The 19,187-nt window shown below is 32.8% G+C and carries 19 protein-coding genes and 1 other RNA gene; 9 read left to right on the top strand and 11 right to left on the bottom strand.

Features of this window, described 5'->3' with window-relative positions; genetic code table 11:
- Position 1 precedes the first annotated feature (1 nt).
- From Q0770_RS04335 to fahA, 4 genes are all read right to left on the bottom strand, one after another.
- Entirely contained in the window at positions 2-877 is an 876-nt protein-coding gene (locus tag Q0770_RS04335; protein ID WP_299114384.1) for a hypothetical protein, read from the bottom strand.
- A gap of 7 nt (positions 878-884) precedes the next feature.
- Positions 885-1,460 (bottom strand): non-canonical purine NTP diphosphatase, encoded by a 576-nt coding sequence (locus Q0770_RS04330; RefSeq protein ID WP_299114383.1) that lies wholly within the window; start codon positions 1,458-1,460, stop codon positions 885-887.
- A gap of 75 nt (positions 1,461-1,535) precedes the next feature.
- Complete coding sequence (locus Q0770_RS04325) at positions 1,536-2,711, bottom strand: hypothetical protein (RefSeq protein WP_299114381.1); 1,176 nt, start codon at positions 2,709-2,711, stop codon at positions 1,536-1,538.
- 119 nt (positions 2,712-2,830) lie between these two features.
- Positions 2,831-4,123 (bottom strand): fumarylacetoacetase, encoded by a 1,293-nt coding sequence (gene fahA, locus Q0770_RS04320; protein WP_299114379.1) that lies wholly within the window; start codon positions 4,121-4,123, stop codon positions 2,831-2,833.
- Positions 4,124-4,236: 113 nt separating this feature from the next.
- Between fahA and glyA the strand changes: the two genes are divergently transcribed.
- Positions 4,237-5,511 carry a serine hydroxymethyltransferase gene (gene glyA, locus Q0770_RS04315; RefSeq protein WP_299114377.1) on the top strand — a complete coding sequence of 425 codons (1,275 nt, stop codon included), beginning with the start codon at positions 4,237-4,239 and terminating at the stop codon, positions 5,509-5,511.
- Positions 5,512-5,513: 2 nt separating this feature from the next.
- Here glyA and Q0770_RS04310 read toward each other — a convergent pair whose 3' ends face one another.
- Together Q0770_RS04310 and Q0770_RS04305 are read right to left on the bottom strand one after the other, a co-directional pair.
- Positions 5,514-6,194: a LytTR family DNA-binding domain-containing protein gene (locus tag Q0770_RS04310; RefSeq protein ID WP_299114375.1), complete on the bottom strand. Its 681-nt coding sequence runs from the start codon at positions 6,192-6,194 to the stop codon at positions 5,514-5,516.
- The gene (locus tag Q0770_RS04305) at positions 6,191-7,225 is read right to left on the bottom strand and encodes a sensor histidine kinase (protein ID WP_299114373.1); all 1,035 of its coding nucleotides are present in this window, start codon (positions 7,223-7,225) and stop codon (positions 6,191-6,193) included. Before Q0770_RS04305 ends, Q0770_RS04310 begins: the two co-directional genes overlap by 4 nt.
- 184 nt (positions 7,226-7,409) lie before the next feature.
- On the opposite strand from Q0770_RS04305, the gene Q0770_RS04300 reads away from it, so the two are divergent.
- Together Q0770_RS04300 and Q0770_RS04295 are read left to right on the top strand one after the other, a co-directional pair.
- Complete coding sequence (locus Q0770_RS04300) at positions 7,410-8,297, top strand: DUF5694 domain-containing protein (protein WP_299114371.1); 888 nt, start codon at positions 7,410-7,412, stop codon at positions 8,295-8,297.
- 51 nt (positions 8,298-8,348) lie between these two features.
- Positions 8,349-9,278, top strand: coding sequence for a DUF5694 domain-containing protein (locus Q0770_RS04295; protein ID WP_299114369.1), 930 nt, complete (start codon positions 8,349-8,351; stop codon positions 9,276-9,278).
- 12 nt (positions 9,279-9,290) lie between these two features.
- Here Q0770_RS04295 and Q0770_RS04290 read toward each other — a convergent pair whose 3' ends face one another.
- From Q0770_RS04290 to Q0770_RS04275, 4 genes are all read right to left on the bottom strand, one after another.
- On the bottom strand, positions 9,291-10,868 hold the full coding sequence (locus Q0770_RS04290) for a hypothetical protein (protein WP_299114367.1): 1,578 nt from the start codon (positions 10,866-10,868) through the stop codon (positions 9,291-9,293).
- A 74-nt stretch (positions 10,869-10,942) separates the two neighbouring features.
- The gene (locus Q0770_RS04285; RefSeq protein WP_299114365.1) at positions 10,943-11,692 is read right to left on the bottom strand and encodes a hypothetical protein; all 750 of its coding nucleotides are present in this window, start codon (positions 11,690-11,692) and stop codon (positions 10,943-10,945) included.
- An 84-nt stretch (positions 11,693-11,776) separates the two neighbouring features.
- Entirely contained in the window at positions 11,777-12,166 is a 390-nt protein-coding gene (locus Q0770_RS04280; RefSeq protein ID WP_299114363.1) for a thioesterase family protein, read from the bottom strand.
- A 3-nt stretch (positions 12,167-12,169) separates the two neighbouring features.
- A complete protein-coding gene (locus tag Q0770_RS04275; RefSeq protein ID WP_299114361.1) occupies positions 12,170-13,231 on the bottom strand; it encodes a glutaminyl-peptide cyclotransferase in 1,062 nt (353 codons plus the stop codon).
- Positions 13,232-13,319: 88 nt separating this feature from the next.
- On the opposite strand from Q0770_RS04275, the gene ffs reads away from it, so the two are divergent.
- The 5 genes from ffs to fsa all read left to right on the top strand — a co-directional run bounded on the left by ffs (position 13,320) and on the right by fsa (position 15,924).
- Positions 13,320-13,418: signal recognition particle sRNA small type (ffs, locus tag Q0770_RS04270), an RNA gene on the top strand.
- A 57-nt stretch (positions 13,419-13,475) separates the two neighbouring features.
- Positions 13,476-14,279 (top strand): SDR family oxidoreductase, encoded by an 804-nt coding sequence (locus Q0770_RS04265; RefSeq protein WP_299114359.1) that lies wholly within the window; start codon positions 13,476-13,478, stop codon positions 14,277-14,279.
- A gap of 49 nt (positions 14,280-14,328) precedes the next feature.
- The gene (locus Q0770_RS04260) at positions 14,329-14,736 is read left to right on the top strand and encodes a hypothetical protein (RefSeq protein ID WP_299114357.1); all 408 of its coding nucleotides are present in this window, start codon (positions 14,329-14,331) and stop codon (positions 14,734-14,736) included.
- Between the two features lie 50 nt (positions 14,737-14,786).
- Positions 14,787-15,179, top strand: a complete 393-nt coding sequence (locus Q0770_RS04255; protein WP_299114355.1) for a hypothetical protein — start codon at positions 14,787-14,789, stop codon at positions 15,177-15,179.
- Between the two features lie 91 nt (positions 15,180-15,270).
- The gene (gene fsa, locus Q0770_RS04250) at positions 15,271-15,924 is read left to right on the top strand and encodes a fructose-6-phosphate aldolase (protein ID WP_299114353.1); all 654 of its coding nucleotides are present in this window, start codon (positions 15,271-15,273) and stop codon (positions 15,922-15,924) included.
- Positions 15,925-15,958: 34 nt separating this feature from the next.
- Here fsa and Q0770_RS04245 read toward each other — a convergent pair whose 3' ends face one another.
- The gene (locus Q0770_RS04245; RefSeq protein WP_299114351.1) at positions 15,959-17,404 is read right to left on the bottom strand and encodes a hypothetical protein; all 1,446 of its coding nucleotides are present in this window, start codon (positions 17,402-17,404) and stop codon (positions 15,959-15,961) included.
- Positions 17,405-17,555: 151 nt separating this feature from the next.
- On the opposite strand from Q0770_RS04245, the gene Q0770_RS04240 reads away from it, so the two are divergent.
- Positions 17,556-19,181 carry an ABC-F family ATP-binding cassette domain-containing protein gene (locus Q0770_RS04240; protein ID WP_299114349.1) on the top strand — a complete coding sequence of 542 codons (1,626 nt, stop codon included), beginning with the start codon at positions 17,556-17,558 and terminating at the stop codon, positions 19,179-19,181.
- Positions 19,182-19,187 lie beyond the last annotated feature (6 nt).

The following is a 19,187-nucleotide window of genomic DNA, read 5'->3' as shown; positions in this document are numbered from 1 at the left end:
ATTAGTTTAGGTCTTTGTTTCTATATCTAGGTTTACGTACTAATTTCATAGCACGTAGAAACTCTAGATAGAGTGATTTCATGATTGGTTCTGTTATAGTTGAAGATTTATAACCATTGAAACCTACAATTATAAATTCGTTATCACTATTTTTTTCTAAGATGAGTGTTATATCTTCTTTATAAAACTTAAATTCTGTAAAGCCATTTTCGTTGTAGTAATCACCAACTGTAAAGTCTTGTGCTTTGAGTTCTTTATGTAATATTTCTAAACCATTACGTTGTTTAGCATACTCATAAAACGTCTGTAAAAATTGATAGGTATCATCGTCTGTTATTGATTTTAATGGTTTTATCTCTTCTTCAAGAAAATAACTGTCAATCTTTTTAAAAAAGATATTTACAGCCTTTATAATAGAGTCTGTTTTAGGTTTTAATTCCTGTTGTTTTCTGTAGTTTATAATTTTTCTCTTTGCCCGATTTATACGTTTTTTAGTTGGGAATATGCTGTTTTCGCCTTTAATACGCCATATGTCATTGTCGTCTTTGCAAAGGTGGATTTTATAATATTCGTAGCTTGTCATTAAACAACTGGCACAATCATCATTAATTTCTACAGACTTTACTTTCATGTTTAAATCTGCTCCAATAATACGCGTTTTCAGCATTTTTGCATATTTGTCGTTGAGCATTAAAAGTTCATATAATGAATCACTTGCAACACTTTTTATTAATGAAGAATCATTTACTCTTAATAGCTTTCGACCTTGAATAAATTGATTACACGTTTTTGTAACTTTATCTTCTTCTGATTGTGCATTACACAAAGAAATAGATAGCATTATTACAACTGAAGAAATTAAGGTTTTGAAAGGCATATGATTATCATAGGTTATTTAAAAAAACAATTAATTGTTGTACTGCTTTTCCGCGATGTCCAATCTTGTTTTTTTCCTCTAAAGAAATTTGAGCAAAAGTCTCAGTGTAGCCTTCAGCTTTAAAAATAGGGTCGTAGCCAAAACCTTTACCACCTTTTTTTTCTGTAGTGATTTCGCCTTTGCAGATGCCTGTAAATGTTTTTAATTTGCCATTAAGATGTAAAGCAATTACGGTTTTAAATTGTGCATTTCTGTTAGGCTTATCTTTTAAGTTGGCTAAAAGCTTATCCATGTTGTCGTTGGCATCACGTTGTGGTCCAGCATAACGTGCCGAGTAGACACCTGGTTCGCCATTAAGTGCTACGACCTCGAGACCAGTATCATCAGCAAAACAATCGTAGCCATAATTTTTAACTAAATATTCTGCTTTTTGGATAGCGTTGCCTTCTATAGTTGGTTGTGTTTCAGGAATGTCTTCGTTACAATCAATATCCGATAAGCTTAGTAACTCTATATGATCTGGTACTAAAACTTGTACTTCTTTTAGTTTATTAAGGTTGTTAGTAGCAAATACGAGTTTCATAACATGTTTTTTGTTTTGTGAAATTAAAGAAAAGACGAGAAAAAGCCCCCGATATATCGAGGCTTTTTTTGTTGATCATAACTTATAATCCGAAATAATATCCTTCAGCTTTAGCTTTAAATCTTCACCAGAATCAAATACCATTTGTTCGTTAGTTGGAAATTGTACTGGACGATTTCTAATTATGTTTCTATCATCACTGTTTAGTGCGCGTCTATCACCTCTATAGGTGGCATAGAAATGCTCAAAAATGAAACCACTATCTATATTAAACTGCTCGATAGTTTCTTGAGCTTTTAAATCAGTAAAAACAACATTGGCTAAAATTTCGGCTTGTTTAAATTGTTCGAATTCTAAAAGTCGAGCTCTAACAGTTATAATTTTATCTTCTTTAATATCATTACCAAGACTATCTTTTGCAACGTTACCGTTAGCATCTAATTGATATTGCCATCCATCTTTGACTTCTCTTTGGCGTAAAACTTCACGTTCTCTGATTTGTTCTGGAGAAATATTTATTCTTGCCAATCGCAATTGCATGGCATAATCATATACCATACTATCTTTTTCGTATGCATGATACTCCGTCCAAAATTGATTTAAACCATAGGTGTCAAAATCCAATAGGGCATCTTCCAAACGTCTTGGAATGATTTGATTCGTCTGATTTTCTATAGCGACAATCACATGGACAGTTCCACGCTCATGCGCTTCTTGCATCAATTCACGCGTTTTCTCATAGTTAGGATTTATATCTTCAATATATGCTAAGGTGTTATAAGCATCTCTTATTTGAAATTTATCATCGCCTTCTAAAAGTGCAATACCTTTTTCATAAAAATAATCAGAGACATTTTCACGGGCTTCGACTATATCATTTGTAAAATCAGTGCGTTTAAAAAACACCTCACGACCTTTTATACGCAATGGCAAGAGCGGTCTAACAGCATTCTGCCTCTGGTCTAAAGCATTGTATGTTTCAAAAACACGCTTGTAGTATTCAGGATTATTACTGGCTTTTAGACTAGCAATAGCATTTAAATCTCTTTCGTTGGCCTTATCGTAAGCATCTTTAAGCAAAAGAATGTAGTCTTGCTTACGTTTTGCTTCTTTGTTAGTGCTTAACTTTTTTACAGCTTTGTAAATGGCTTCATTATAGTTACCAGATGTTAGGGCGCGTTCCACCTTTTTCTTTGATCCGCACGAAACGACGAATGCAACTAATACGAGTAATAGAGTAGTTTTTTTCATAATCGTAGGTTTTTAAGGTTTCACTCGATAATCGAGATTATATTGTAGATTTCAATAGCTATGCCAAACATAAAAAAGTCCAGCTAAAAACTGGACTTTTTTATTCTATTTATTGGTAACTATTTGTTTTTCTTTGGGTTAAAAACTGGTAATAACTGTGTTTTTACTTGGCCAAAACCAATGCGAACATCGTCATTTTCGCAATAGCCGCGCATAATAACAGTGTCGTAATCATTAATGAATTTGCGTTCAGTACCGTCTTTCATTTTAAGAGGTTTTGTGCCTTTCCATGATAATTCTAGCATAGAACCGTAAGAATCTTCTGTCGGTCCAGATATGGTGCCACTACCCATCATATCACCAGAATTTACAGGGCAACCATTAACTGTATGGTGCGCCAATTGCTGTGCCATATTCCAATACATGTATTGGAAGTTGGATTTGCATACAGTCGTTTCTTTACCATCTTTAGGTTGTATGCCAACTTCTAATTTAATATCAAAACTATGCTTACCTTTTGTCTTTAGGTAAGGAAGCGGTTGTGGGTCTTGTTTTGGACTTTCAACTCTAAAAGGTTCTAAAGCGTCTAAAGTGACTATCCATGGTGACATTGATGAAGCGAAGTTTTTGCCTAAAAATGGGCCTAGTGGAACATACTCCCACTTTTGAATATCTCTAGCAGACCAATCATTGAACACCACTAAACCAAAGATATATTCCTCAGCTTCATCAATAGGGATTGGCTCTCCAAGGTCGTTAGCATCAGTGGTTATAAATGCCATTTCTAATTCAAAATCTACCAATTTGCTTGGTCCAAATACAGGTTTGTCTGCACCTTCAGGAAGTGTTTGTCCTTGTGGTCTATGTATTGGCGTATGTGTTGTTACAATCGAAGAACTTCTTCCATGGTATCCGACTGGCATGTGTAACCAGTTTGGCATTAAAGCATTTTCTGCACCTCGAAACATTGTCCCAACATTAGTAGCATGCTCTTTGCTTGCATAAAAATCGGTATAATCACCAACGAGTACAGGCATTTTCATTTCAATCTCATCCAAGCGGAAGCAAATAGTTTCTTTATGTGCCGTATTATTTTTTAAAGTATCATTGTTCTTATCAAAAATTTCTGCAATTCTGTTTCTAACAGCTCTCCATGTTTTTCTTCCATCTGCAATAAAGTCATTCAAAGAATCTTGAAGAAAAATATCATCTGTCAGTGGAATACCTTCAAAATAACCCAATTGATGCAAAGCACCTAAGTCAATGGCTGTATCACCAATTCGTGTTCCGATAGTAATAATATCATCTTTAGTTAGAAACACACCAAAGGGAATATTCTGAATTGGAAAATCAGAATATTTGTTAACGTATAACCATGATGTTCTGTTTGGATTATTTGCTGATAAAGGCATAGGGCTTCTGTTGATTAAATGTTGATTATTTACATTCAAATCTACGTGATTTTTCAAATTTAAACTAATGTAATTCGTATTTTTGAAACTCATTTAACATCATATTAAACTATATGCAACGCGACGAACAAATATTTGAATTAATTGAAGCTGAAAAAGAGCGTCAGATTGATGGCATAGAACTTATTGCATCAGAAAATTTTACAAGTCCGCAGGTTATGGAAGCTGCAGGTTCTGTATTAACTAATAAATATGCTGAAGGCTATCCTGGTAAGCGCTATTATGGCGGTTGTGAAGTCGTAGATGAGGTTGAAAATATTGCCATTGACCGTGCTAAAACATTATTTGGTGCTGCATATGCCAATGTACAACCACACTCAGGAAGTCAAGCTAATACGGCAGTATATCATGCATGTTTAAAGCCTGGAGATACTATTTTAGGTTTTGATTTATCTCATGGTGGTCACTTAACACATGGGTCACCAGTTAATTTTTCTGGACGTTTATATAGACCAACATTTTATGGTGTAAAAAAAGACACAGGATATATCGATTATGAGATGTTATCTGATATGGCTGAAAAGGAAAAGCCAAAGATGATTATTGCCGGTGCTTCTGCGTATTCAAGAGATATTGATTTTACAAAATTTAGAGAAGTGGCTGATAATGTTGGTGCACTTTTACTCGCTGATATTTCGCATCCAGCAGGGTTAATTGCAAAAGGAATTTTAAATGACCCAATGCCACATTGCCATATTGTAACAACGACTACGCATAAAACATTGCGTGGACCACGTGGAGGGCTTATAATGATGGGTGAAAATTTTGAAAATCCATTTGGGTTAAGACTCAAGAATGGAAACTTGCGTAAAATGTCTGGTCTTTTAGACTCTGGAGTATTCCCTGGAAATCAAGGTGGGCCATTAGAGCATATCATTGCTGCCAAAGCAATTGCTTTTGGCGAATGTTTAACCGACGAGTTTTTACATTATATGCTACAAGTGAAAGCCAATGCTGATGCGATGGCTAAAGCATTTGTGGCTAAGGATTATAACTTAATTTCTAATGGTACTGATAACCATATGATGTTAATTGACCTGCGTAATAAAGACATCACAGGGAAAGCGGCAGAACAAGCACTAGTGAAAGCAGATATTACCGTAAATAAAAACATGGTACCTTTTGATACAGAATCTCCGTTTGTGACTTCGGGTATTAGAGTTGGTACACCAGCAATTACAACTCGTGGTCTTAAAGAAGAGGATATGGCTTATGTGGTTGACTTAATTGATGAAGTGATTGCCAATCATGATAATGAAACTGTACTTGAAACTGTTGCTGAAAAAGTAAATAATCTAATGAGCGATAGACCTTTATTTAATGGGTAAATCTATCCATTAATTTTAGCCCAAAACGCATCTTTGTAGGTTGCACCAATTGGTATATGTTCTCCTTGAATAATTATGCGATTGCGTTCTATGTATTCTATATGTTCTAAGCTTACGATGTAGGATTTGTGCACACGAATGAATTTGTCCTTCGGTAAGTTCTTTTCGAAATCTTTCATGTTTTGCAATGTCAAAACTTTGCCACTTTTAGTTTGGATTGATACATAATCGCTCAAGCCTTTAAGAAACAAAATATCTGAAAAAAATATTTTTTGATGACGGTATTCCGTTTTTACAAATAGATACTCACTATTATCATTTGTAATTGAGGCTGCACTTTTTTTCTTTACTTTTTCTACAGCTTGTATAAAGCGTTGAAAGGTTATAGGTTTTAATAAATAATCAACGGCATTTAAGTCATAACTTTCTAATGCATAATCCGAATATGCCGTAGTAAAAATTACATTTATATCTGGGCTTATTATTTTTTTGAATTCTACACCAGTAATCTCGGGCATTTGTATATCCAAGAACAGCAAATCAACTGACTTTTCACGAAGTATTTTTAGTGCATCTAACGCATTATTAAAAGTACCAATGACTTCTAAGTCTTCAATTTTAGAAGCATAGGATTCTAGTAAATCAATAGCCAAAGGTTCGTCGTCTATAATAATACAAGTCATTGCAAAGGTATTTCGAGTTGGGCAGTAAATGCTGAATTCCCTGCTTTACATAAAAACATATGGTTCTTTGGATACAAAAGCTCTAATCGTTTTTTTAAATTATCTAAACCTATTCCGCCAACTTTATCCTTTTTCTTTTGCTCTATTTCGTTGGTAACCATATATTTTATTTTCATGTCAGTAACGTCTAATGTAATTGTAATTGGTAGGTTATGACTATGCAATTTACCATGTTTAAAAGCATTTTCTACAAATGGTAATAATAAAAATTGAGGCACTCGGACACCTTTAGTAATTCCTTCTATATTCAATTTTAAATTTGGTTCCTCTTTATGCCTGAAGCTTTCTAGGTCTATAAAATTTCTAATTTGTGATATTTCATCTTCGAGTAATACATCAGTTTTGGTTTTGTATAATGAATATCTTAGCAAGGACGATAGTTTTTCAATGGCGCCTAAGGCTTTATCAGAATTTGTATGTATTAATGCATAGATATTATTTAATGTATTGAATAAAAAATGAGGATTAGTTTGAGAGCGTAATAAATCTAGCTCCATTTGCTGCTTTTCTAATAACAACTGACTATTACTTTCATCTTTAAATTTTGAATATTGCCAGAAGTAGAAGATGATTCCAAGTGCACAATATTGAAAGGCATAATAGAAATTATCTATCAAATAATAGCTTAGAGATACGTCTTTATTATAATTTCCAAATCCAAATAAATGTCTAAAAATAATTTCCTCTAAAAAGTATCTTAAAAAGATAATAAGTATCGCAATCAAAACCGTAATTAATAAATTACTCCAAAACGGTTTCTTATTATATCTCTTAAAAAATATGAAGTATGAAGAAATCGTAAATAAAAAGAATATGAAACCTACAGAAATCGTTAAAGCAATAATCCTTGGTTGTAAATTATACACTAAAGCTTCACTAAAAGAATTTGAATTAATAATACCTCTGAATACATCAGTTACTATGTAATAGAGAAAAAAACATAATGCTAATTTTTTGATATCCATTTTCATAATTGCGAAACTAATTAAATATAGGCTTATATGAGAGGGTTATCTGTGAACTTTAAAATTTTGTCTGTAAACTTTATTCATTAAGTAGTTCAAAATTTGACCGAGACATTTCTTTCATTCACAGATTCTCTTTCTTTTTAATGGAAAAGTATTAGAATTTTGACTTAACATTAAAAATGAGACTATGTCAAGTAGAATTCAAAATATCCTTCTAGTTTTTATCCTATTGATTTTTAGTTGTGAAAGTCATAAAGAAAACAAAGACGAAATTAATCAAGTTTCTAACTCCAAAACGATTAAAGTTTATTTGTTAGGGACCTTTCATTTTGCGCAAACAGATTCAACGTATAATGTTCTAGATTCTATACATCAAAAAAGTATTGAAAAACTCAGTAACATTATAGCTAGCGGAAAACCGAATAAAGTGTTCTTGGAGCGACAACCAGAATTTGAGTTTCAAAATAAAATGAACTCATTATATAGCAAGTATAGGCAAATGGATAGACCACTTAAAGTTAAGAATGAAATCTTCCAAGTAGGCTTTAGAGTTGCAAGGCAACTTAATCATGATAGTGTCTATTTATGCGATCATCCAGGTAGATATGGTTATTTAAATAATATAGCATACGAATACGCAGAAAATAATAATCAAAAGGATATTATTGAAGGAAAACGAATTGGTACTGTAGAGCGACAAGAAGATATTATTGATGAAGACTCATTAATGCAAAGTGTTAGTCTGCTAGATTACATACGATGGATAAATAGTGATAAAGTGAAGAATGCATCACATGCAAGCTATATTTCTAATTGGCCATTGATGGGTAGTACAGATTATTATAATTATGAAGATGATAATACCTTGCTTGGTGCTGAAGTAATAACTGATTGGTATAGACGAAATATACTTATATATACCAAAATGATAAACCAAGTGGATTATGAAAATGATGATGCCATATTTTTGATAATGGGAGCAGACCATATTCCAATTATAGAAAACTTGTTTAACGCTAACCCTTATTTTGAAGTTGTACCTACAAGTGAATGGTTAGCTAAAAAATCACAGTAAAAAGGGCACTCTTAAACCTTAAAATTAAAGTCACAAACACATCTATAACTCATGAAAGCTAAAAACTTAATCAAATTAATAAGCGTATTGCTAATAGCTTTTAATTTTTCATTTTCTCAAGAAAAGCAAGAAGTATTAATAGTAGGTGATATGCACCAACTTCCAGGTATTGTAAAACGTGCTTATAAGCCTATGGTTAAGAAGATATTAAAGTATAGACCTGAGTTAATCATGGCTGAGTATTCTAAAACGGGCGATACAGCAGCTATGGGTGAGTGGAATTCTAAATTTAAAGAGGCTTATCTTAAGAAAAAAGCGTCTTATAAGATTGATAAAGAAGAAATAGCGAAATTAATTAAGACTTCTAACAAGGAATTAGATAGCTTACAATTTAGGAAACTGCAAGACTATTATTTGAGTAGAGGAAATCAAGGAAATCATAGAATGTACCGCTATTTTGCGAGGCATGGTGCTACAAAGAAATTTAAACCATACGGTAACCAAAATCCTGATTTAACCTTTCAGTTAATGCGTCAACTAGATTTAAAATCTGTTTATGGCGTAGATAGTCATGCTGGTTATCAAGGTTATTGGCCTGCATGGCAACGTGCTATGAAGTCAGGAACTAAAGAAGGTAAAAAAGCATTTAAAAAAGCTATGCGAAAAGATACTTGGGGAAATATTTTTGCTGGCTTGTCTTGGTCATTGGGAAGATATATGAATAAACCATCAACGCTTGACTCTTATTATAGAATTAATTCATTGCGATACGAAGGGTTCAGTGGGGATGATTATGAGTTACAACAAAAAAAGTGGGATGATAGAAATGTAAATATGGCTAAAAACATATTAGAAGTGTTAAAAGAAAATAATGTAAATCGTAGCGTATTAATTGTCGGTGCTGGTCACGCAAAAGCCGTTAGTGAAGAGCTTAAACGATTAGACTCTAGCTTAAAGGTTATTATGTATAATGATTTATAATTTTGTATTGAGTTAATCCTCAAAAACAACACTCTCATAAGCACCAGCATCAGGTGATGCAGCACGAGAGGCGTTCAATAAATCAAATGGGACCTGCATAGAAAATAGTGTACTACCAATACCGTTAGCTCCAGAATCTTCTCCAATACGCATTAGGTTATCGAAAGGCGCTTCAAAATCTGGGTCTTCGTTAAAGATATTACTATCGTAAAATGTGTCATCAGTAAAAACGTAGTTGGTAGTTCCTTCTAAATTAGAATTATCAAAACGTAAGAGGCAATTGGTAAATTTAAAGTTAAACGTATCGCCTTGTTGGTCTAAAATAAATTCAGGGTTATCATTTCCGTAGATGATGCAATTATTAAAATTGGCTTCAACCAAAGGATTTGTACCAATAGTAGATTCATCTATTTGTGCAAAATCATTTAGTAATAGTGCCGGAAATTGTCTAAAACTATTATTCCAGTAATTTGCAATAGTACAATGCGTAAAGTTGTATTTGCCACCAACAGTTCCTGCAAAAGAGGATTGCCCAGAGTTATTAATTACCACATTTTCTGCAGTAATTGAAGTGGCACTTCCTAAAAGCCCAAAAGAGCTTGTGTTATAAATCTGAGAATTTGTAATTATCAATTTATCAGTTGGAGCATCATCATTGCCTTCAGCTAAAACACCAATAGTAGCATTCTTAATGGTTGCGTGATTAATGGTATTGTTTACGCTGCCATTAAAAAGGTAAACAGTTCCCCATTGTCCTGGCACATCCGAGAAAATAGGTTCTAATCTATCGCCTTCAAGGATAACTTCATTTTCCAAGAGTTCTGGGTCTGTACTTGCTGTACCATTAATATTTAGAGTTGCATTATTAGTCACTAAAATCCCAGAATCTGCATGAAAATGGACACGTGTTCCAGCTTCCATAGTTAAAATCTTACCTTCATCTACAGCAGCATAGCCATATACCACATAAGGTTTTTCGTTGGTAAAGGTTAATTCTGCATCTGTAAGGAAACGTCCTGGTAACGGGGTTTCGTCTGCTATACCATCACCATCGACATCAAAACTTAGGTTTTCAAAAGTGGTGCTATTGCCTTGAAAATCGGGATATATAAAAACCGCATCTCTTACAAGGGTCACCAAATCTACATCTTGTTGATAGCTTCCACCATCAAATAAAATTCTATCGGTGTATAAAAACTCGTTATTTAAGGATGGGAGAGTAGCAATATCAATAGTGGTTTCAATAAAAATGAAAAGGCTGTCATTGGCGAGTAATTCTACATTTTCAAAAAACTTACCTTCTTGAGGAGTGTTTTCTTCGCCGGTACCTCCATCGACATTTAATCTATAAAAAGAAGCAGTACCACGCTCTAACTGTATGGTTGGAATAACAATATCATTATCACTGCGATTGTAAACTTTTAAATTATATGTGCTAGAGCCAATATTATTAAAAACGGTATCTAAATACACGGTATCTCTAGCAAATTCAAGATTTCCTGTACTTGGAGAGAATTCAAAATCGTTACGACAAGAACTCCAAAAGATTAATAATCCAAAACAGATAAAGAAGTATAGCAATCGCTTCATAAAGTGAACATATTAATTCAGGCTAAAAATATAACTTTTCAATTTATGATTTAGTATGGAAAAGAAAAGAATAATTAATCTTTTACTTTTTCTTCAGCCATCTCAACTATTAATAAAAATTCTTGGCTATGCATGGTAAAATCGTTGAGAAGTTGAAGACGCATATTATAGTTGAGCTTTGATTCAGGGATTGCTTTCTCCTCTAAGAATTCATAAAATAGAGAATGATACTTTTCTGGGACCTTTAAATCTTCTGTTAGCATTTTTTTAGTGAAAAAATTATTTTCAGAAAAAAGTAGCTTGTACTGATTGTATTTTAAAGTATTTGGGATGTTCTTCTTTTTCTTTTTAAAAAGCTTACCAATTAATTTAGCGACTTGTATAAAGTCCAAACCATATTTAGGTGCTGCATTATATTTTTGAGGCTCTTTCTTTTTATCAATTGCTATGACCTCTTTTAGGTTAGCATTGAAAGCCTTTTCTCCAAAAAGCTTTGCTTTGGGTTTATCTTTAATATTTACAGGGTCTAGTTCATTAATTATTTTCTGTAGTTCAAAAACGTATGTGCCTTCAAAATAGTCTGGTTTTACAATAACCATAATTGGTTTGTAGAAAACGGATTGAAATGTTAGTGTATCATTCACATTTGCTTTTAGAGTAAACTCGCCTTGGTCGTTAGTAGCGGTTAGTATCTTCTTAGAAATGTTTAAGACTTTAACGCCTTTAACTCTGGCTTCGGCATCGTAAACAATACCATTTACTTCTTGGGCATATGAAAATGAAGAAAAGCAAATAAAAACTATTAGATAGAGGCGTTTTAGCATATTTGAATGGTTAGTTGCTCTGCAATTACGCCCAATATTTTTAGGCAACACGAGTATTTAAAAAAACTTTAACCTAAGATAATGTTAATTAAATAATTCTGCTATTTCTGGCGTTATACGAGTTGGTCGTTGTGTACTTTTATCCAAAAGACACCATTTAGTTTCTGAAGTTATAATTAGTTTATCTAAAGTCTGGTTATACATCTCAATTTTTCTGATTGAGGTAACACCTTCAGAAGAATCTACAAAGGTTTTGATAAGAATCTTATCACCAAGAAATGCTTGCCCTTTATAATCTATAGTATGCTTTACCAAAAACCAGTAGTACTTATCTAATATCTCTTTTGATGCATTTTTTAGCCAATGCGCTTCTGCAATATCTTGCACCCATTGGACATAACGTACGTTATTGACATGATTAAGTTGATCTAGATCTGTTTGAAAAACAGTTATTTCTTTTTGGAAGGTTTGCAACTATTACTTCTTAGTTATTTTAATTTCAAAAAGTTTATCCCAACGTTTTCCAGTTACAAAGATGGTTTCTGTATCAGGATTGTAGGCAATACCGTTAAGTACATTATCATCCTTTGAATAATTTGGAATCTGCTTAGTTAATTCGCCCATGTCTATTATACCATCGATAGAGCCATTCTTTGGGTTAACTATTATTATAAAGTTAGTTGTGTAAAGGTTAGCATATATTTTTCCGTTAATCCACTCTAATTCATTTAACCTTCCAACCTTAGCTTTTTTGGTATAGACTTCAATTTTATCATCCTCTGTAAAGTTGGAAGTATTAAGATTCCATATTTTTTCGGTACCATCAGATTTGTATAACGTTTTACCGTCATTACATAAGCCCCAACCTTCTTTACTTTGATTATATCTAAAGATTCCGAGTTTTTTAAAAGTATTTAAGTCATATATGATTCCCGTATCAGCTTTCCAAGTCAATTGATAAATTTTATTGTCTAAAATGGTTAAGCCTTCGGCAAAATAACCACTTTTTAAATCTAAATTTTTAAGAACTTCACCAGTTTTATAATCGACTTTTCTGAGTTTAGATTCGCCAAACTGTCCAGTACTTTCATAAAGTACTCCATTATGGAATTCTAATCCTTGGGTATATGAAGTCTCATCATGGGGATAAGTATTTATTATTTCGACAGTATAATTAGCTTTATTATAATTCTTGGTATTAGGGAAGGCGTATAACTCTGGGTCTTTTCTATCGAGAACAACTAGATTACTTTTAGCAATAATAGTGTCATTTCCGGAGATAACTTTCGCTACTAAATCTTGTTTGCCTAGTTTATTATTAAGCTTTAAATTTTCAGTAATAGTCTCTCCTTCTAATAGGTAATTAATAGAGTTAATACTAACGCCATCAGGATTATTGAGTGATAACTTAACTGTTTCTCCAAGTCTAGCTTTATTATTTTTTGCTGATGTTTTTACTGAAAGCTGAGGTTTCTCGCTAGCGCAACCAATTAAAAATAAACCTAAAAGTGTGACTACTAAATATTTAAATCTAAACATGAATTGTATCTAATTTTTGGCAAGATATTTATAAAAAATAGGATTAAAAAAATATTGTGAAAGTATTAAAAGGTTGTATCTTTGCAGCCGGCAAGTCCTACACAACCAGCTCCTGCGGAATCCTCCAGGTCGGGAACGAAGCAAAGGTATGCGGTCGTAGCGGTGTGATGTAGGTAGCTTGCCTTTTTTTGTACCCAAAAGTGACGTATAAATTTGTATTTTGCTTACTTAAATTTTCTATTCTATGTCTAAAGTTGTTTTAATTACTGGTGGTTCTTCAGGAATTGGAAAGTCTATTGGCGAGTTTTTAAAAGCTAAAGATTTTATTGTTTACGGCACAAGTCGTAACCCTAATAATTATAGAGATAGCCAATTTCCGTTAGTTGCTTTAGATGTTACTAAACCTGAAACTATTGCATCGTGTATTAATAAAGTTATAGAAAAAGAAAGTAAAATAGATGTCTTAATCAATAATGCTGGTGCAGGAATTACAGGGCCTATGGAAGAAATTCCTGATGAAGAAATAAAGCGCAATTTTGAAACTAATCTTTTTGGACCAATAAATGTTATTAAGGCTGTTTTGCCTAGTATGCGAGAGCAGAAAAGTGGTTTAATTATAAATATCACATCTATTGCCGGATATATGGGTTTGCCTTATCGAGGTGTGTATAGTGCGAGCAAAGGTGCATTAGAATTGGTAACAGAAGCATTTAGAATGGAACTTAGAGCTTTTGGAGTACACATGTGTAACTTAGCACCAGGAGACTTTGCTACAAATATAGCTGCAGGGCGCTATCATGCACCAGTTATGGAAAATTCTCCTTATAAAAAATCTTATGGAGATAGTCTTAATACTATGGATGCCCATGTAGATTCTGGAGGAAACCCATATGAAGTTGCAAAAGTGATTTTTAAAATCATAAATTCTAAAAACCCAAAAATTCATTATAAAGTTGGCGCTTTTATGCAGAAGTTTTCTATTGTGCTAAAAAGAATACTTCCAGATAAGGTCTATGAAAAATTATTAATGAACCATTACGATTTGTAACAGTTTTGGTATGTTTTTTGTGATTGATAACTAAAAAATAGCATCAGTCATGAAATCAAAAACTACTTTTATCTTATTATTTTCTTTTTTAGCCTTATTATCTTGTGATGAAGCTTTAGAATGCTTATTCGGAGTAAATCCAGAAATTAATGAAACTTCTATTTCTAGTGCTACACTAGACGAAAATTATTTTCAACGTATTACAGCTGAGGTTGATAATGCTGCTAACGATAACTCTTATGATTATTTCTTCGATATTATTGGAGACTTGCCATTAGGTGTTGATGCTGTCTTCTTTGCGAGAAGCATAGAACTTATTGGTGTTCCAGAAGAAACAGGTGCTTTTGAGTTTACGGTATTTCTATCTGTAGAGCGCTTTGAGGATGGTTATTACGACTCAAGCCCAACATGTAATGATAGTGCGAGAAGAGACTTCACCTTGTTTGTAAATGAGTAAACCTTTATAATCTTTATAAGGTTTCTCCGTTTGCTGCTAAATTACTATTTATGCTTACCAGTAAAACTAATAGATATTTTATTTTTACAATTTTAGCGTGTCTATTATTCTATTCTTGTCCATTAATGACACCCGCACCACATTACCATGCCTATAAATCAATTGGTAACTCAGATGTAAAAGAGATTGAAGTTTTTTGCACGCCACGGGTTAAGGTATATCATATGTTTTATCATGAAAACTCGAAAATAGAAGCATGCTCAAAAGTTTTTAAAGAAGAAGCTTGCAGGATTTTGGAAAAGGATACTTTTTTTGATAAAGTAAAATACACTAAGACTATTAGAATTAATGATGGTCATTTTCATAGACTATTCTTTAATGATACACTAAAAATAGGCATCGATGATTCTAGTAAAAAACTATTATTTATTCCTGTTGAATAAAAGTTAATTTCTTTTTATTTCAAATTGAATTTAAAGAACCCAATTGTTGTAACTTCGCCGAAATTAAACACAACAATTCAAATTATATTAAATGAAATTTTTTATTGATACAGCCAACCTTGAGCAGATTAAAGAAGCTCAAGATATGGGTATTTTAGATGGTGTTACTACTAATCCGTCTTTAATGGCAAAAGAAGGCATTACAGGTCATGATAATATTTTAAAGCATTATGTAAATATCTGCAATATTGTAGATGGTGATGTTTCTGCAGAGGTTATCTCTACAGATTTTGATGGCATGGTTAGAGAAGGTGAGGCATTAGCTGAGCTTCATGACCAGATTGTTATAAAATTGCCAATGATTAAAGATGGTGTTAAAGCATGTAAATATTTTTCAGATAGAGGGATTAAAACTAACGTAACTTTAGTGTTTTCTCCAGGTCAAGCATTATTAGCTGCTAAAGCAGGTGCGACATATGTGTCGCCATTTATTGGTCGTTTAGATGATATTTCTACCGATGGATTAAACCTAATTGCGGAGATTCGTCACATCTATGATAACTATGCTTTTGAAACTGAAATCTTAGCTGCTTCTGTACGTCATACAATGCATGTTATAGATTGTGCAAAATTAGGAGCTGATGTTATGACTGGACCTTTAAGTTCAATTTCTGGATTACTAAAGCACCCATTAACTGATATTGGTTTAGAAAAATTCTTAGCAGATTATAAAAAAGGAAATTAGATTTATATAAAATCTAACAATTACTAAGGAGCTTTTATTTTAATACAAGCTCCTTTTTTAGTATCATATCTTTAAGGGTGTTTTCAAAATCTTTATTAAAGATATTTACATTAGGATTAATAATGTTAGCCTCATTATCAACAACAATCACTTTATAGAGATAGTTTACAGCCAATGTTTTTAATGCCTGTTTAGGATTTTTAAAACGATATTCTGTATTCAAATCAAACTTATACTGATGTATAGTTTCTTTCCAAAACTTATCAGGATTGTCATTAATGTTTATAGATATAAAACCCATTTTAGGGAATTGCGCTTTTAATTCTTTTACTCTATAATGACTATTCTTGTAGTGCTTCTTTCTATTTGTAGACCAAAAATAGATTAAGGTAGGTTTATCAACAACTTCTGCAATAGTATATTCATTGTCATTAACATCTATTAGTTTTAAGTCTGGTAAGCCTTTCCCTGGTTTTAAATTATCTAATGACGCAATTAGACCATTTAAGTATTTTATATCTTCTTCACTTGTTGTTTTAGAGAGATAAGATGCCATCATCTCATTAATCTTTTCTTTGCTATCACTATGGTTTATAAACTCTCGAGTTTTATATTTCAGTAAGTTATTCTTTATAATTTCGTCTTCGACTAAACTGTCAACAAGATTCAACTTTGCTTTGTTGTAAGATAATTGACGTCTATCGAATTTACTGTGAAATGCATTGTTTTTATAAAAGGTAGTTACTGCAAGGTTATCAAAATGAGAAAAGAGATATCTATTGTAATCATACATCTCGCTTAAATGTTTCTCATTATAGTTAGTTTTATCTCTAAATGCATAGAAATTTTCTGGTAAATCTTTTATGTGTACCATTTTATTCTCTCCAAAGTAGATAAAAGGATAAATCTCTTTGTCTGCATAGTTATGATAATCTATATTGGCTTGTATCACTGAACTAGCAAAAGCAGAAATAGGCTTTTTTGCTTTAAATCTTTCGAAGTGGCTTAATTCTCTTTGGTGACGATTAGTTATAAAAGTTTCAAAAACTTCGGGCTCTTTTTGACTGTATTTAACAAGCTTACGTGATTCCTTTTCGTTATTCTGAAAGGTTTTAATGAGATAGTTATTTTTATGAGCACCTTCGCCAGTAAAAACAAGAGATTCATCAAACTCATAGGTGTTAAGACGAATCATAACACTATCTGTTGGTTCCAATATCACAAACTGAATTTCTCCACCATGCCTAAAAGAATAAACAGTAGGTGTTACGTTTTCTATGGTATGACTAAATCTGTTATTAGCATCTAGGAGTAAAGTATCACTAACTTTTTCTCTACGGTTATAAAGGATAACTCTGTCACCTTTTGGATTAATAATTTCTCCACCAAAAAATGCGGTATCAGTCTCAGATACAGACATGTTTTTGCATCCTAAAAAAGAAAATAGGAGTAGGTTTAGAATAATAATTAATCGCCTCATTAAAATAACATTATGCTTTACAGCATGGACAAAAATATGCCTTGCGCATGTTTTGTCTTGTTAATGCGGCGTTAAATGTTACTATCATTGGTATAAATTTCCTGTAATCACTTAAATTTTCTACTTTTGCCGCCAATTAAAACACCTATAAATGTTATCAGTTTCTAATCTTTCAGTACAATTCGGAAAACGTATCTTATTTGATGAGGTAAATACAACGTTTAATAACGGTAATTGCTACGGTATTATTGGTGCAAATGGCGCTGGAAAATCTACATTCTTAAAGATTTTGGCAGGCAAAATGGATGCGACTTCTGGTCATGTGCATTTAGAGTCGGGTAAGCGTATGTCTGTTTTAGAACAAAACCATAACAAGCATGACGAAGACACAGTTTTAGACACAGTTTTAAAAGGGAATAAGCCTTTATATAAATTGAAATCTGAAATCGATGCTTTATATGCAGATTACACGGATGAGAATGCTGAAAAAATAGGTGAGCTTCAGGTGCAGTTTGAAGAAATGAATGGTTGGAACGCAGATAGTGATGCAGCAGCTATGTTGTCTAACTTAGGTATCAAAGAAGATTTTCACTATACGTTGATGGCCGATTTAGATGGAAAGCAAAAAGTACGTGTATTATTAGCTCAAGCTTTATTTGGAAATCCTGACGTGCTTATTATGGATGAGCCTACCAATGATTTAGATTACGAAACAATTTCTTGGCTAGAGAATTTCTTAGCTAATTACGATAACTGTGTGATTGTTGTATCTCACGACCGTCACTTTTTAGATGCAGTTTGTACACATATTTCTGATATAGATTTCGGAAAAATCAATCACTTCTCTGGTAATTATACATTCTGGTATGAGTCATCTCAATTAGCAGCTAGACAGCGTGCGCAACAGAACAAAAAAGCTGAAGAGAAGAAGAAAGAATTGGAAGAATTTATCCGTCGTTTTTCTGCTAACGTTGCTAAATCTAAACAAGCAACGAGTCGTAAGAAGATGATTGATAAATTAAACATCTCTGATATTAAACCATCAAGTCGTCGCTATCCAGCTATTATTTTTGAGCGTGACCGCGAAGCTGGTGACCAGATTTTAAATGTTGAAGGATTGTCTGCAAGTTTAGATGGCGAGTTATTATTCAAAAATATTGATATTAATTTAGCAAAAGGCGATAAAGTTGTTGTGTTTTCAAAAGATTCTAGAGCAACAACAGCATTTTATCAAATATTGAATAATAAAGAAAAAGCTGATGCAGGTAAAGTATCTTGGGGTGTAACAACAACGCAGTCGTACTTACCACTAGATAATAGTGAATATTTCCAAGAAAAACAGACTTTGGTAGATTGGTTACGTCAATGGGCACAAACCGAAGAAGAAAGAGAAGAGGTAAACATTAGAGGTTTCCTTGGTAAAATGATTTTCAGTGGAGAGGAAGCGCTTAAAACTGCAGATGTATTATCTGGAGGCGAAAAAGTACGTTGTATGCTCAGCCGTATGATGATGATGCGCGCTAATGTATTGATGCTAGATGAGCCAACAAATCACTTAGACTTAGAGAGTATTACAGCATTTAATAACTCACTGACTAACTTTAAAGGGACAGTACTTTTAACGACTCATGATCACGAGTTTGCGCAAACTGTAGGTAACCGTATTATTGAGCTAACACCTAATGGTGTTATTGACCGTTATATGACCTTTGATGAGTATATGAGTGACAAAAAGATTAAGGAGCAACGCGAGAAGATGTATGCTGTTGAGGCTTAAATAATC

Source organism: uncultured Winogradskyella sp. (genome assembly GCF_947501905.1).
Lineage (GTDB): Bacteria > Bacteroidota > Bacteroidia > Flavobacteriales > Flavobacteriaceae > Winogradskyella.
This window is presented reverse-complemented; position numbering and strand designations above follow the sequence as displayed.